Source organism: Amycolatopsis decaplanina DSM 44594 (genome assembly GCF_000342005.1).
Classification (GTDB): Bacteria; Actinomycetota; Actinomycetes; order Mycobacteriales; family Pseudonocardiaceae; genus Amycolatopsis; species Amycolatopsis decaplanina.
Map to the genome: position 1 here is coordinate 172,435 of NZ_AOHO01000063.1, position 13,172 is coordinate 185,606.

The following is a 13,172-nucleotide window of genomic DNA, read 5'->3' on the forward strand; positions in this document are numbered from 1 at the left end:
CCATTTCGAAAGACCGATTCCTGTAATCCTGGTCACAGAACAGCCCGGTACGAGACCTCGTACCGGGCTTTCTCGTGTCCGATTCGCCCTTTGCGCACCTCGTCGTTGTGCCATCGATCACCGGAAGAATTTCTGCGTATGGCCCATTCCGGTGATACTGAATCGATTCCCTTATCGTTCTTGTGAGAGAACCGACAGGTCAGCTCTCGGTTACCTGCCGGTCATCCGGCTACTCTCGGGGAATCCCAAAACCCGCACACCGGTCTTCCCGCCGGTGTGCGAAGCCATTCGGTCTCGCGAGCTTGAGGGCCGCATCGGAACAGCGTCGTTCCCGGTGTGGGCCCTCTTTGCGTCGGAAGTCAGGAGTAGAGATGACCGCAGTCGCCATCCCAGGACTGGAAAATGCGCCGACGACGCACAGTGGCGTGCTGTCCTGGGTCCGGGAGGTCGCCGAACTGACCACTCCGGACCGCGTGGTGTGGGTCGACGGGTCCGACGAAGAGGCCGCCCGGATCAACGCGGAACTGGTCTCCGCCGGCACGTTCGTGCAGCTCGACGCGAAGCCCAACTCGTACTGGGCCGCTTCCGACCCGAATGACGTCGCCCGCGTCGAAGAGCGCACCTTCATCTGTTCGGAGAACGAAGAGGACGCCGGTCCCACCAACAACTGGATGGACCCGGCCGAGATGAAGGCCACGATGACCGAGCTGTACCGCGGGTGCATGCGCGGTCGCACGATGTACGTGATCCCCTTCTGCATGGGCCCCCTCGGCGCCGAAGACCCCAAGCTCGGCATCGAGATCACCGACTTCGCCTACGTCGTCGCCTCCATGCGCGTGATGACCCGCGCCGGCAAGGCCGCGCTGGACAAGTTCATCACCGAGGACGGCACCGAGCGCGCGTTCGTGCCCGCGCTGCACTCGGTCGGCGCTCCGCTGGAGCCGGGTCAGGAGGACGTCTCCTGGCCGTGCAACACCACCAAGTACATCTCGCACTTCCCCGAGACCCGTGAGATCTGGAGCTACGGCTCCGGTTACGGCGGCAACTCGCTGCTGGGCAAGAAGTGCTACTCGCTGCGCATCGGCTCGGTCATCGCCCGTGACGAGGGCTGGCTGGCCGAGCACATGCTGATCCTCAAGCTGATCTCGCCCGAGGACAAGGTCCACTACGTCGCGGCGGCGTTCCCGAGCGCCTGCGGCAAGACCAACCTCGCCATGCTGCAGCCGACCATCCCGGGCTGGCGCGCCGAGACCCTCGGTGACGACATCGCGTGGATGCGGTTCGGCGAGGACGGCCGCCTGTACGCGGTGAACCCCGAGTTCGGCTTCTTCGGCGTCGCGCCGGGCACCGACTGGCACACCAACCCCAACGCGATGCGCACCATCGAAAAGGGCAACACGGTCTACACGAACGTCGCGCTCACCGACGACGGCGACATCTGGTGGGAGGGCATGGGCGACAAGCCCGCGCACGCCACCTCCTGGAAGAAGCAGGACTGGACGCCGGAATCGGAAGAGAAGGCCGCGCACCCGAACTCGCGCTACTGCACGCCGATGTCGCAGTGCCCGATCCTCGCGCCCGAGTGGGACGACCCGCAGGGCGTGCCGATCTCGGCGATCCTGTTCGGCGGCCGCCGCAAGACCACGGTCCCGCTGGTGAACGAGGCCCGCGACTGGCAGCACGGCGTGTTCATGGGCGCCACCATGTCGTCGGAGACCACCGCGGCCGCCGCCGGCGCGGTCGGCAACGTGCGCCGCGACCCGATGGCCATGCTGCCGTTCCTCGGCTACCACGCCGGTGACTACTTCAAGCACTGGCTGGACCTCGGCAAGAACGCCGACGCGAACAAGCTGCCGAAGATCTTCTACGTCAACTGGTTCCGGCGTGGCGACGACGGCCGCTTCCTGTGGCCGGGCTTCGGCGAGAACTCGCGGATCCTGAAGTGGGTCATCGACCGCGTCGAGGGCAAGGGCAACGCGAACGAGACCCCGGTCGGCTTCGTGCCGAACGCCGAGGACCTCGACACCGAGGGCCTCAAGGAGCCGCTGGCCGACATCCAGGCCGCGCTGGACGTCTCGGCCGAGGAGTGGCGCCAGGAACTGCCGCTCATCGAAGAGTGGTTCGAGAAGATCGGCGACAAGGTCCCGACGTCGCTGCGTGACGAGCTGGACGCGCTGAAGCAGCGTTTGTCTGCCGAGCGCTGACGCAAACTCGCCGAAGGGGCGCCGTTCCGCTTCCACCTCACGGTGGGTGCGAGAGGCGCCCCTTCATCGAGTTTCCGTGGGCCTTCGGCCCGAAAGAGGGCGCTCGGCGGTGAAGTCTCCGTCGGGCGCAGAGCGCCCTTTGGGAGACCCTTGGGTGCTGGTGGCATTGCTCGGGTATGGCCAGAAGGCCTCATCCGCAGTGTCGTTCCTGGGGATGAGGCCTTCTCCTTTCGCGCTCGGTACCGTGGCCGCATGGTCAAATTCGGCGTCAACATGGTCGTCCCGGAGACCCGCGCGGCGTGGGTCGAAAAGTGTCGCAAGGCCGAGGACCTCGGATTCGACGTGATCGGCGCGGCCGACCACCTCGGCATGGCACCGCCCTTCCCGGCCCTCGTGCTCGCCGCCGAGGTGACGAGCCGCCCTCGGCTCAACACCTTCGTTCTCAACACCGCCTTCTACAACCCGGTGCTGCTGGCCCGCGACGTCACCGGAACGGACCAGTTCACCGAGGGCAGGCTGGAGCTCGGCCTGGGGGCCGGTTACGTGAAAGCCGAATTCGAAGCGGCGGGCATGGAGTTCCCCCGCGCCGGAAAACGCGTCGACCACCTCGAAAACACCATCAAAGAGCTCAAACGGCTCTATGCCGACGAGAACCACAAACCGCCGACGGTGCAGAAACCGGGCCCACCGCTGATGATCGCCGGCCGGGGCGACAGGTTGCTCAGCCTCGCCGCCGAACACGCCGACATCATCGGCTTCACCGGCACGGCGGCCGTTCCTGACGGCGGAGCCCTCGCTGTCGACGACGCGGCCGGAATCGAGGAGCGGGTGAACTTCGTCCGCGGGAAACTGAACGGACGCGACGCCGAATTCAATATCCTCTCGCATTTCGTCGCGGTGGTCGAAGACCGGGAAAAGGGTTTGGAGAGCCTGCGAGAGCTGCTCGACGGGGCGTTGACCATCGAACAACTCGCCGAACTGCCGACGGCTCTGGTCGGCACGCACGAGCAGATCGCCGAACAGATCCTGGCGCATCGTGAGCGTTTCGGTTTCACCTATTTCACCGTGCTGGAGCACAACATGGACGCGCTCGCGCCGGTGATCGAGTCGCTGCGCGGCAAATGATCGACGTACGCGGGCTCGGCGTCCAGGCCGGGGAGCACTGGTTGTTCGACGGCCTCGACTTCGAGGTCGGGGCCGGTGAATGCGCGGTCATCGTCGGTCCCAACGGGGTCGGGAAATCGACCCTGCTGCGGTGTCTGTACGGAACGCAGACCCCGCAGCGGGGGCGCGTCGTCGTCGCGGGCGGAAAGCCCGACGAACGCGATGTTTCCTTCCGTCGCAAGGTTTCCGTGCTGTTCGACGATTCCGATTTCTTCGCCGAACTGACCCCGCTCCAGCATCTCGAACTGCTGGAGGGTTCTTTCGGTGCCGATCTCGGCGATTTCGACGCGCTCCTTTCGGACGCGGGGCTTTCCGAACGCGCGAAGGTCACCGCGGGCAAGTTCTCGGCCGGGCAACGCCGTCGTCTGTTGCTCCTCGGAGCGACCGCGCGACCGCACGACGTCCTGCTGCTCGACGAGCCCGAACGGGCGCTCGACGTCGCCGGGAAGGAATGGCTGACGTCGTTGATCGCGCGGTCGACCGATGCCGGGGCGGCCGTCGTCGTGGCCACGCACCATCCCCCGCTGCTCGAAGCGGCCGACTCCACTCTCGAATGGTGGTGACCACGAAGGCCCCCACGCATGTGCCCGGGCGACAGCGATTCGGCGGCCTGCTCAACGGGGATTACCAGACCTTCCTGGCACTGTTCGGTTTCGGTGCGCTGTTCACCGCTTTCCAGAACCTGCCGAAACTCCGGGAATTCCTTTTCGGACAGTCTATTGTGGATTTCCCGACGGTGTTCGGCCTGCTGGTCGTGCTGTGCGCGATGTTCTGGCGCGGGCTTCTGCGTCGCGGCTTCGTCTGGGCCGAACCGGCGGCGTTGACGTGGATGGACTTCGCCCGCGTCGACAGGCGCCGTGTCGTCGTGAAGCGGATGTGGACGCTCTGGCTCGGACTGGTCCTGGCGGTCGGCTACACCGGGGCGCTGGTCACCGCGATCGGCGGTGGGCCGGGGGACGTGTGGATCGCGATGTCGGCGTTGACCGCGTCCGGGGCGGTCCTGGCCGCCGTCACCGCGCGGCGGACGGCGATCCGCGGGGAAACGGCGGCGCCGGTCGTGCTCGCGCTGGCCGGTCTGGCGATCGCCGCCGCGGGATGGGGCCCGATCGCCGTCGAGGTGCTGGCCGGCGTGCTGTTCGTGGTGGCGGTCGCGGTGGCCTTCGGCGGCGAACCGATGTCCGGGGTCGGGCGTCAGGAACTCGTCGACGGCTGGAACGCGCGGCTCCTGCGGGCGATGGCGGCGGTCTTCATGGATCCCATGCTGCTGATCCCGGAATCGAAGCCGGTGCCGTGGCTGTCGCTGCGGCGTCCGACGACGCTGCGGCTCGCGTGGGCCGGGGTGCTCGGCCGGATGCGCTACGCGGCGGCCAGTGTGGTGATCGCGTGCCTGGCAGGCGTCGCGCACCTGGCCTTCCCCGCCATCCCGGTGGGGCCGCTGTTCGCGCTCGGCGCGTACGCGGCGCTCGTGCCGTTCGCCGGCGGGCTCGGCGAACTATGGCGCAACCCCGGCCGCAGGCGGTGGCTCGGCGCGTCCGACTGGGAGTTGCGGCTGGTCAACGGCCTGGTGATCGCCCTGCTCGGCCTCGGCTGGGGGTTGTCGCTCGGCCTGGTGACGTTGACGCTCGGGATGGTCCCGGCCTGGCCGGTATGGCTCGCGATCCCGCTCGCCGTCGTCGCCGTGTTGCGGACGGCGACCCGGCCGCCGATGAACTACGACGTCGGTGGCGGGGCCGCCGGGCTGCAGGCCTTGCGAGGCGTCGACGTGCTCGCCGTCGGCGCGGTCTTGCTCAGCGTGATCACCTGAGGTCACCCGTTCCCGCGTTCGGATCATTCGGATACTCCGAACGCGGGTTACCCTCGATGCGACGAAAGGAGCACGAGTGGGCGGCGGGCACGCACCGGGAAAGGGACGGCGGGCGACCAGCGAGTTCCCCGCGGGCTGGACCGACGAGCAGATCATCGCGGTGATCAAGGATGTCGCGAACGATCCGAGCGAACCCCGCGTCAGACTGCACAACGGCCGCTGGCGGTGCGCCGGCGAACGGTACGGCGTGCACCTGATCGTGCTGGTCGAGGACAACGGCGACGTCAAGACGGGCTATCCGGTGGCGGGCCCCGGCGTGGTCCGCAATCCCGACACCGCCGCCGACCCGGCGAACCCGACCGTCGCCGATCTCGCCGCCGGCCGGATCAGCTTCTTCGGCGACAGCCTGCTCGACCAGATCTCCGCCCGGGTCGCGCCGGACGTCCTGGCCTTCTACCGCACGCTGCACTGGTCGGGTGAGTGGGAAGAACTGGCCGATGTCCTCGTCGCCCACGCGATGAACGAGGACCTGCGGCTCGGAGTGGACGAATACGCCACCTTGGAAAGCCTGCTGAACAGCTTCGATCTGCCGATCGACGGCTTCCTCTACCTGAACGACCGGGCCCACGCCCTGGCCGTCCTGCGCCCCTAACTCGCTTCGGCGACCTCTTCGGCGCCGCCCTCGGCGGCGGCTCGCAGCGCGTCCAGCGGGAGCCCGATGGCGTCCGCGATCGCCATCACGGTGAAGAAGGCGGGCGTCGGGATCCGTCCGGTCTCGATCTTCCGGAGCGTCTCCACCGAGATCCCGGCCTCCGCCGCGACCTCGACCATGCTCCGCGACGACGACGCGCGCGCGTCCCGGAGCGCCAACCCCAGCCGCTCGCCGCGTTCGCGTTCCTCGTCCGTCAACGGCACTCGCACCATAGTGCCGATACTAATACCGGTCTGGCCGGTCGTGAGCCGGGATTCGGGTGCCCAGGCGCCGAACACGCGTGACTGAAGGCGGAACACGCGTGATCGGGGCCGGATACGCGAGATCCGGCTGGAAGCACGCGAGATCCGCCTTCAGTCACGCGACTTCCGTCCAGACACACGCCGGCGACCGAGTTGTCCCCGCCGAGTTACCCCCAGCCTGTGGACAACTCTGTGCACAGGTCTGTGGACCGCCAAAGAAAGGGCCCCGCCGAGCCGGAACTCGACGGGGCCACAATCCCTAGTGGCTTCAGGCGCCCGCGGGCACCGGAAGTGGGAGTCCGGGGAGACTCTGGTCGTTCGGCACCTTGCCGTCGACGAGGAAGTCCTCCACGACCTTGTCCACACCCACGTTGCCGCCGGCGTAGATGCCGTGGTCGCCTTCACCGGTCACCGTGATCATCCGGGAGTTGGCGAACGCGCGGTGCGCACGGGTCGCGCCCTCGATCGGGGTCGCGGGGTCGTGCACCGACTGGACGATCAGCACCGGCGGGACGCCCTGGCCGTCGAGCTTCGGCAGGTCGGCGGGCTTGTTCTTCCAGAAGATGCACGGCTGGATCAGCCAGCCGGCGCCGAGCAGCGGCAGATCGCGGTCGATCAGCTTCTGCGACTGACGGATGACGCTCTGGCGGTTGCCGGTCCACTTACCCTCGTTGCAGGGGATGGACCAGAAGCTGGCGTTGTAGGAGTCACCGTCGCTCGGGACGAACAGCGGCTGCGGGCCGATGACGCCGTCACCGTCCACCGTCTCGGCCTTGACCTTCTGCGCGGCCGAGGCCTTCTGCTGCTGCGACGAGGTGCCCTCGGTCAGCGTCTTCAGGTTGACCAGGTAGTCGGCCAGCGCCGTGAAGTTGCGCTTCGAGTAGAGGTACGAAGCGATGGTCGAGTCGAGGGCGTTGGCCGAAACCGGGACGCCGTCCACCTCGACCGGGTTCTGCGTCAGCGCGAAGCGGACCTTCTCGTAGGTCTGGCGCGCGGCTTCACCGGTCTTGCCGAAGCCGTAGACCTTGTCGTACTTGCCGATCCACGGCAGGAAGTCCTGACGCCAGCGGCGCTCGAAGCCGAGCGGCTGCCAGTCGAACGAGTTCTGCCAGGTGGTGGTGAACTCGGTCGAGGAGTCGAGCAGGAACCGGCCGGTCCGGGTGGGGAACTCCTGCGCGTAGTGCGCGCCCATCCAGGTGCCCGCCGAGTAGCCGACCCAGTTGATCTTGTCGCGGCCGAGGAGGACGCGCAGCAGGTCGATGTCGCGGATGGTCTGGGCGGTGTTGATGAGCGGGCCCAGCTCGCCGGACTTCACCTGGCAGGAGTCCGCCGCGTACTTGGTGGCGTCCAGGATCAGGTTGAGATTCGCCCGGCTGCGGTCGCGCGGGTCCAGGTCGGAGCCGGTGCCGATCGCGTTGCCGCAGGTGATGTTGGTGCTCTTGCCGGTGCCGCGCGGGTCGAGACCGATGATCTCCTGGTTCGCGCGCAGCTTCGTCTGGTTACGCAGACGGGCCGGGAAGTTACGGCCCGGAGCGCCGGGGCCACCCGGGTTCGTGATGACGCTGGCCGTCGCGTTGCCGCTGGTGGCGGCGAGGCGGCTGACGGCGATCGTCAGGTCGATGGCCTCGTTCGTCTTGTACCAGTTACGGGGCGCGCGGTAGGTCGCGCATTCGATGTTCTCGGCCCCCGGAGGCGGCGCGGACGGCAGTTCGCCGGCGGTGCACTTGTGCCAGTCCAGCTTCTGATCCGCGTACTTCGCCGGAATGTTGGTGGAGTTCAGCGGCTGCTGCTGGGCAGCCTCCGGTCCTGCTAACGCAGGCGTGAACCCGGCCAGCATGGTGCCGGCGACAGCCGGGATCACCACCGCATAGCGGAGTTTCTTCATCCGATGCCCCTTTGATCTTGCGTGCGAAGTTCCTGTTCGCGACTGCGGCTATTGATATCCGGCGGGGACCGGGACGGCAACCGCCCTTCGTCGTATGGGGCGGCGCTGATCAAATCGATATCCGGCATGCGTGACCCAGGTGGGGGAGAAGTTCTAGGGTCATCGGGACCATCCGCCGGTTACGGGAATGTTAGGTGAGGTCCGATGGCGTCAGGTAAGGCAGACGGGAAGGTGAGGGGCTTTCAGTTCAGCCCATGGAACCTCCTGTTGATCATCCCGATGCTGGTGCTGATCACGTCCTTGTTCAATTCGGACGGTCCTCGGCTGTTCGGGATGCCGTTCTTCTACTGGTTCCAATTCGTGTTCGTGGCGGTCGGCGTCCTGTGCACCTGGATCGTCTACGTGATGACCAAGGACAAGCCGACCACTGAGCGTCCCGACCGGCTGTCCGTGGACGAGCTCGACGAGGGGGACGTCAAGTGACCGACATCCAATGGCCAGAGCTGATCATCTTCACGATCCTCTTCGCGGTGGTCACCGTGCTCGGCTTCGTCGCGTCGCGCTGGAAGGCCGGCAACACCCTCGACCACCTGGACGAATGGGGCCTCGGCGGCCGCAAGTTCGGTTCGTGGATCACCTGGTTCCTGCTCGGCGGTGACCTCTACACGGCTTACACGTTCGTGGCCGTCCCCGCGCTGATGTTCAGCGCCGGCGCGATGGGCCTGTTCGCGCTGCCGTACACGATCATCGTCTACCCGATCGTGTTGATGCCGGCGTTGCGCATGTGGTCGGTCTCGCGCGTCCGCGGCTACGTCACGCCCGCCGACTTCGTCCGAGGCCGCTTCGGTTCGCCGACGCTGGCGCTGCTGATCGCGATCACCGGCATCATCGCGACGATGCCGTACATCGCGCTGCAGCTCGTCGGCCTCGAGGCGGTCTTGCGGACCATGGGCATCAACGGCTCCGGCATCGTCGGGCACCTGCCGCTGCTGGTCGCCTTCGTCATCCTGGCGGTCTACACCTACCAGTCCGGCCTTCGCGCGCCCGCCCTGATCGCGTTCGTCAAGGACATCCTGATCTACCTGGTGATCATCGTGGCGATCATCTACCTGCCCTCGAAGCTCGGCGGCTGGTCGGCCATCTTCGACGCGGCCGACGCGAAGTTCGACAAGACGCCGTCCCCGGCGGACGGCATCCTGCTCAACGCCAACAACCAGTTGCAGTACGCCACGCTGGCGCTCGGTTCGGCGCTGGCGCTGTTCCTGTACCCGCACTCGCTCACCAGCGTGCTCGCTTCGCGCGGCCGCAGCGTGATCAAGCGGAACATGGTCGCGCTGCCGGCGTACTCGCTGGTGCTGGGCCTGCTGGCGCTGCTCGGCTACGTCGCGATCAGCGCCTCGGTCTCGCCGATCAAGAACAACGCGACCGGGAAGCCCGACACGAACACCGTCGTCCCGGTGCTGTTCGACTCGCAGTTCTCGTCGTGGTTCGCCGGGATCGCGTTCGCCGCGATCGGCATCGGCGCGCTGGTGCCCGCGGCGATCATGTCGATCGCGGCGGCCAACCTGTGGACCCGCAACATCTACAAGGAGTACATCAAGAAGGACGCGACGCCGGGCCAGGAGGCGAAGCAGGCCAAGCTCGCTTCGCTGATCGTGAAGTTCGGCGCGGTGGCGTTCATCCTGTTCATCGACCCGCAGTTCTCGATCGACCTGCAGCTCATCGGCGGCGTGCTGATCCTGCAGACGTTGCCCGCGGTCGCGATCTCGCTCTACACGCGGTGGTTCCACCGCTGGGGCCTGATCGCCGGCTGGGCGGTCGGCATCGGCTGGGGCCTGATCATGCTCTACAACATCCCGAACCCGGCGACCGGCAAGGCGCACTTCGGTGGCTCGGCACTGAAGCTCGGTGACCTGTCGATCCTCGGCTGGCACCCGTTCAGCGGTTCGCCGGTGCAGATCTACGTCGGGTTCGTGGCGCTGATCGCGAACCTGCTGATCGCCGTGATCTTCACGGTGATCGCGCGGCAGCTGAAGGTCTTCAACGGCACGGACGACACCGAGGCCGAGGACTACCACGCCGACGAGCACGACAAGGATCTCCGCGAAATCGGCGTCCACTAGTCGTTTGTGTCGGAAAGGGCCGCGTCCTGCCGGGACGCGGCCCTTCTTGTCGCCGCGGTCGCCACCAGGCAGACGTCACAGCTCCAACCGCCAAGTCTGCCCGGTCAGCTCGTAACCGAAGCCCGCGATCGTCTCTTCGCTCACCAGCCGGAAACCGGCCTTCTGATAGATCGCCCTCGCCGCGTCCAGCAGCGAGACCGTCCAGAGCTCCATCGCCGTGTAGCCGGACACCTTCGCGAACTCGACGCATTCGGTGACCAGGCGTTTCCCGACGCCACGCCCCCGCGCGGCCGGTTCGAGGAGCAGCATCCGCAGCTTCGCCGTGGTGCCGTCTTCGCCGGGCGTGCAGAAGATGCTGCCGACGCGCTCCCCGTCGAGTTCGGCGATCCAGCCCGCTTGGCGCGGGTCGCCGCGCCTGTCGACGTACTCCGCGACGACACGGGCGACGAGCGCTTCGAAGCGTTCGTCCCAGCTGTACTCGCGGGAGTAGAGGGCGCCGTGACGGTGGACCACCCAGCCGAAGTCGCCCGGCCGGGGTGGGCGCAGGACCAGCGTGGGGTCCGAGGCGCGCTCGCCGACCAGCGAGGTGATCGTGTCCATGGCGCCGAGCAGCCGCTCCTGCTCGTCGTCGCCGAACCGGCCGAGCAGCGAGCCGATCCGGCCCACCGATCTTTCGTCGAGGACGGCGAAGGCCTCGCGGCCGTTCTCGGTCAGCCGGACGATCTGACGACGGGCGTCCTCGTCACTGCGCTCGCGCGTGAGAAGGCCACGCCCCTCGAGCCTCGCGAGCAGCCTGCTCGCGTACCCGGCGTCGAGGTCGAGACGTTTGCGCAGGTCGGTGACCTGGGTCGGATCCTGCTGCGCGAGTTCGAAGATGACCCGAGCTTCGCTCAGGGAGTACTCGGCGTCGGCCGGTCCTTCGTCGAGGACGCCGATCACGCCGGTGTACAGGCGGTTGAAGGCCCTCACGGTCGCCACCCGGTCCGCGGACCGATTCATTTGACCACCTCAACAGATTCGTTGACTAGGTCAAGTGTTACTCCGCGAAGCGGTGAAGGCAAGAAATCTTTCGGGTCTGGACATATGGAAACCCCGTGATGCTGCCAGGTCGGGGGTCCGCCAGCATCACGGGGTCGTAGTGGGTATCGACGCCGCGTTCCACGGCGTTACATCCCTCGCACTATGTGTCGTAGGTCACTCGAATGGGTGACACCTACAACGGTTGTCGTCGGGTCAGCGCATGTGCGTGTGACGCGCCTGAGAGATAGCGATGAGCTCCTGACGAACGGTCGCGGTGGCCGCGGTGTCGATCGCCCGGTTCAGGGCCCGGCGAGTGCGAGCCTCGGCGCGACGGGCACGGAGCTTGGCGGCGATGTTGTTCATCGGTTTAAGTCATCCCCTTGAGGGTCTTGTGTCTCGGTGGCTGTGCTTCTAGTATGCACCCTTTTTCACAAGGAATCCAACGATTATCCGGTGACTTGGCACACCTGCCGATGAATCATCGGCAACGAGGACGAAAATCCGGAGAGATTTGGTGGTGCCGGTCACGTTTTGCTAACGGCGCGCGCCGGGCTTCCGTCCGAAGGCGTAGATCACCTTCGAATCGAGGACGCTGTCTTCGTCGGTGCGCAGGAGATTCGCCAGTGCCGACGGCGTCGTGATGGGGCCCTGGGCGTGGACCATGAACCCTGTGGCTCTCGTAGTCTTCTCTAGGGCTTTCTAGTTTTGATGCGATAAAGCCGAAGAGAGGCTTAGTCCCGGCCGAGCAGGTAGTGGCCGAAGTGCGGGACGGTGAAGGCGATGTGCCCGCGCTCGGCGGAGTACACCAGGCCCTTCTTCATCAGGCTGTCCCGTGCCGGTGACAGCGACGAAGGCTTCCGCCCCAGGTAGACGGCCACGTCGGCGGTTCCGGCGGACTCGTCCCGCCCCTGGGTCAGCTCCGCCATCGCGAGCAGGTACTCGCGTTCGGCGGGTGTCGCGCGCTCGTAGCGGGAGCCGAAGAAACCGACCGCGAGTTCCGATTCGGCCTCCGGGGCGGCGACCTGGACGTCCTTCACGGTGATGGGATCCGCCGGCGCGGCGTCCCAGGCGGCCTTGCCGTAGGCCTGGATGAAGTACGGATAGCCGCCGGACGCGTCGAACAGGGCGTCCAGCGCCTCCGGTTCGATGCCCGCGTCCTCGCGTTCGATGGGCGCCATGACCGCGAGGTCGGCGTCCTCGCGTTCCAGCCTGTCGATGCGCGCGTAGCGGAAGAGGCGTTCGGAGTACGACTTCGACGCCGAAAGGACGGCGGGCACGTGCGGCAGCCCCGCGCCCACAACGACCAGCGGCGCCCCGGACTGAGAGAGTTCGTGACAGGCGGCGCAGAGCGCGGAAACGTCCTCCGGCAGCAGATCCTGGATCTCGTCGATCAACAGCGCGACCCCGGTGCCGACGTCGGCCGCCAGCTCGGCGACCTCGGTGAACAGCTCGACCAGGTCGATCTCGATGTCGCCCGAATCGGCGCGGCCCTGCGCGGCGGGCACGTCGATGCCGGGCTGCCAGCGGTCACGGAGCTTCGCGTCCGGTTTGTTGGCGCGCAGCGCGAACGCCTTGAGCACGCCGAGCACTTGCTCGACCCGGTCCGGCGCGCGATGGCGCACGGCGAGGTCGCGGATCGCGCGGTGCAACGCGGCCGAGAGCGGCCGCCTGAGTTCGGTGTCCGGGCGGGCCTCGATCTTGCCCGCGCCCCAGCCGTGCTTGATGGCCCTCGAGCGCAGTTCGCCCAGCAGCACGGTCTTCCCCACACCACGCAGGCCGGTCAGCATCAGGCTGCGTTCGGGTCTCCCGCGCGCGACCCGTTCGAGCACCACCTCGAAGGCCTGGAGCTCGCGCACGCGACCTGCCAGCTCGGGCGGCCGTTGACCGGCGCCCGGGGCGAAGGGGTTGCGGATGGGATCCACTCTCACACGCTATCGGCGTTTCTAGCGTGGACCCGATATTCGGTGATATTTGCCTATGGCGTGTCGCGCTGACGGAAAAGCGCCGAAGAGGCGCTG

At 67.1% G+C, this 13,172-nt stretch carries 13 protein-coding genes; 7 read left to right on the forward strand and 6 right to left on the reverse strand.

Going from position 1 to position 13,172, the window contains the following annotated elements; translation table 11 throughout:
• The first annotated feature begins 371 nt into the window (after positions 1-371).
• The 5 genes from H074_RS22505 (at position 372) to H074_RS22525 (ending at position 5,824) form a co-directional block, all read left to right on the forward strand.
• Positions 372-2,204 (forward strand): phosphoenolpyruvate carboxykinase (GTP), encoded by a 1,833-nt coding sequence (locus H074_RS22505; protein ID WP_007032364.1) that lies wholly within the window; start codon positions 372-374, stop codon positions 2,202-2,204.
• Positions 2,205-2,456: 252 nt separating this feature from the next.
• Complete coding sequence (locus tag H074_RS22510) at positions 2,457-3,329, forward strand: LLM class F420-dependent oxidoreductase (protein WP_007032365.1); 873 nt, start codon at positions 2,457-2,459, stop codon at positions 3,327-3,329.
• On the forward strand, positions 3,326-3,931 hold the full coding sequence (locus H074_RS22515; RefSeq protein WP_007032366.1) for an ABC transporter ATP-binding protein: 606 nt from the start codon (positions 3,326-3,328) through the stop codon (positions 3,929-3,931). Before H074_RS22510 ends, H074_RS22515 begins: the two co-directional genes overlap by 4 nt.
• Complete coding sequence (locus H074_RS22520; RefSeq protein WP_007032367.1) at positions 3,922-5,172, forward strand: DUF6297 family protein; 1,251 nt, start codon at positions 3,922-3,924, stop codon at positions 5,170-5,172. Before H074_RS22515 ends, H074_RS22520 begins: the two co-directional genes overlap by 10 nt.
• A gap of 76 nt (positions 5,173-5,248) precedes the next feature.
• On the forward strand, positions 5,249-5,824 hold the full coding sequence (locus H074_RS22525) for an EndoU domain-containing protein (protein ID WP_007032368.1): 576 nt from the start codon (positions 5,249-5,251) through the stop codon (positions 5,822-5,824).
• On the opposite strand, the gene H074_RS22530 is transcribed toward H074_RS22525, so the two are convergent.
• On the reverse strand, positions 5,821-6,096 hold the full coding sequence (locus H074_RS22530; protein WP_007032369.1) for a helix-turn-helix domain-containing protein: 276 nt from the start codon (positions 6,094-6,096) through the stop codon (positions 5,821-5,823). The genes H074_RS22525 and H074_RS22530 overlap by 4 nt on opposite strands.
• A gap of 298 nt (positions 6,097-6,394) precedes the next feature.
• Positions 6,395-8,011, reverse strand: coding sequence for an alpha/beta hydrolase (locus tag H074_RS22535; RefSeq protein ID WP_007032370.1), 1,617 nt, complete (start codon positions 8,009-8,011; stop codon positions 6,395-6,397).
• 204 nt (positions 8,012-8,215) lie between these two features.
• Here H074_RS22535 and H074_RS22540 point away from each other — a divergent pair, with 204 nt between their 5' ends.
• Positions 8,216-8,494 carry a DUF3311 domain-containing protein gene (locus H074_RS22540; RefSeq protein ID WP_039923150.1) on the forward strand — a complete coding sequence of 93 codons (279 nt, stop codon included), beginning with the start codon at positions 8,216-8,218 and terminating at the stop codon, positions 8,492-8,494.
• Positions 8,491-10,134 carry a monocarboxylate uptake permease MctP gene (gene mctP / locus H074_RS22545; RefSeq protein WP_007032372.1) on the forward strand — a complete coding sequence of 548 codons (1,644 nt, stop codon included), beginning with the start codon at positions 8,491-8,493 and terminating at the stop codon, positions 10,132-10,134. Before H074_RS22540 ends, mctP begins: the two co-directional genes overlap by 4 nt.
• A gap of 75 nt (positions 10,135-10,209) precedes the next feature.
• Here mctP and H074_RS22550 read toward each other — a convergent pair whose 3' ends face one another.
• From H074_RS22550 to H074_RS22555, 4 genes are all read right to left on the reverse strand, one after another.
• A complete protein-coding gene (locus H074_RS22550; protein ID WP_007032373.1) occupies positions 10,210-11,133 on the reverse strand; it encodes a bifunctional helix-turn-helix transcriptional regulator/GNAT family N-acetyltransferase in 924 nt (307 codons plus the stop codon).
• 234 nt (positions 11,134-11,367) lie between these two features.
• Complete coding sequence (locus H074_RS41080) at positions 11,368-11,517, reverse strand: hypothetical protein (RefSeq protein WP_007032374.1); 150 nt, start codon at positions 11,515-11,517, stop codon at positions 11,368-11,370.
• Between the two features lie 171 nt (positions 11,518-11,688).
• Entirely contained in the window at positions 11,689-11,817 is a 129-nt protein-coding gene (locus H074_RS42100; RefSeq protein ID WP_268744772.1) for a hypothetical protein, read from the reverse strand.
• 68 nt (positions 11,818-11,885) lie between these two features.
• Positions 11,886-13,076: an ATP-binding protein gene (locus H074_RS22555; RefSeq protein ID WP_007032375.1), complete on the reverse strand. Its 1,191-nt coding sequence runs from the start codon at positions 13,074-13,076 to the stop codon at positions 11,886-11,888.
• Between the last annotated feature and the right edge of the window lie 96 nt (positions 13,077-13,172).

Coding starts and splice junctions, on each gene's coding strand:
- H074_RS22540 (WP_039923150.1), top strand. CDS start 8,216: ATGGCGTCAGGTAAGGCAGACGGGAAGGTGAGGGGCTTTCAGTTCAGC.
- H074_RS22520 (WP_007032367.1), top strand. CDS start 3,922: ATGGTGGTGACCACGAAGGCCCCCACGCATGTGCCCGGGCGACAGCGA.
- H074_RS22550 (WP_007032373.1), bottom strand. CDS start 11,133: ATGAATCGGTCCGCGGACCGGGTGGCGACCGTGAGGGCCTTCAACCGC.
- H074_RS22505 (WP_007032364.1), top strand. CDS start 372: ATGACCGCAGTCGCCATCCCAGGACTGGAAAATGCGCCGACGACGCAC.
- H074_RS42100 (WP_268744772.1), bottom strand. CDS start 11,817: ATGGTCCACGCCCAGGGCCCCATCACGACGCCGTCGGCACTGGCGAAT.
- H074_RS41080 (WP_007032374.1), bottom strand. CDS start 11,517: ATGAACAACATCGCCGCCAAGCTCCGTGCCCGTCGCGCCGAGGCTCGC.
- H074_RS22530 (WP_007032369.1), bottom strand. CDS start 6,096: ATGGTGCGAGTGCCGTTGACGGACGAGGAACGCGAACGCGGCGAGCGG.
- H074_RS22510 (WP_007032365.1), top strand. CDS start 2,457: ATGGTCAAATTCGGCGTCAACATGGTCGTCCCGGAGACCCGCGCGGCG.
- H074_RS22535 (WP_007032370.1), bottom strand. CDS start 8,011: ATGAAGAAACTCCGCTATGCGGTGGTGATCCCGGCTGTCGCCGGCACC.
- H074_RS22515 (WP_007032366.1), top strand. CDS start 3,326: ATGATCGACGTACGCGGGCTCGGCGTCCAGGCCGGGGAGCACTGGTTG.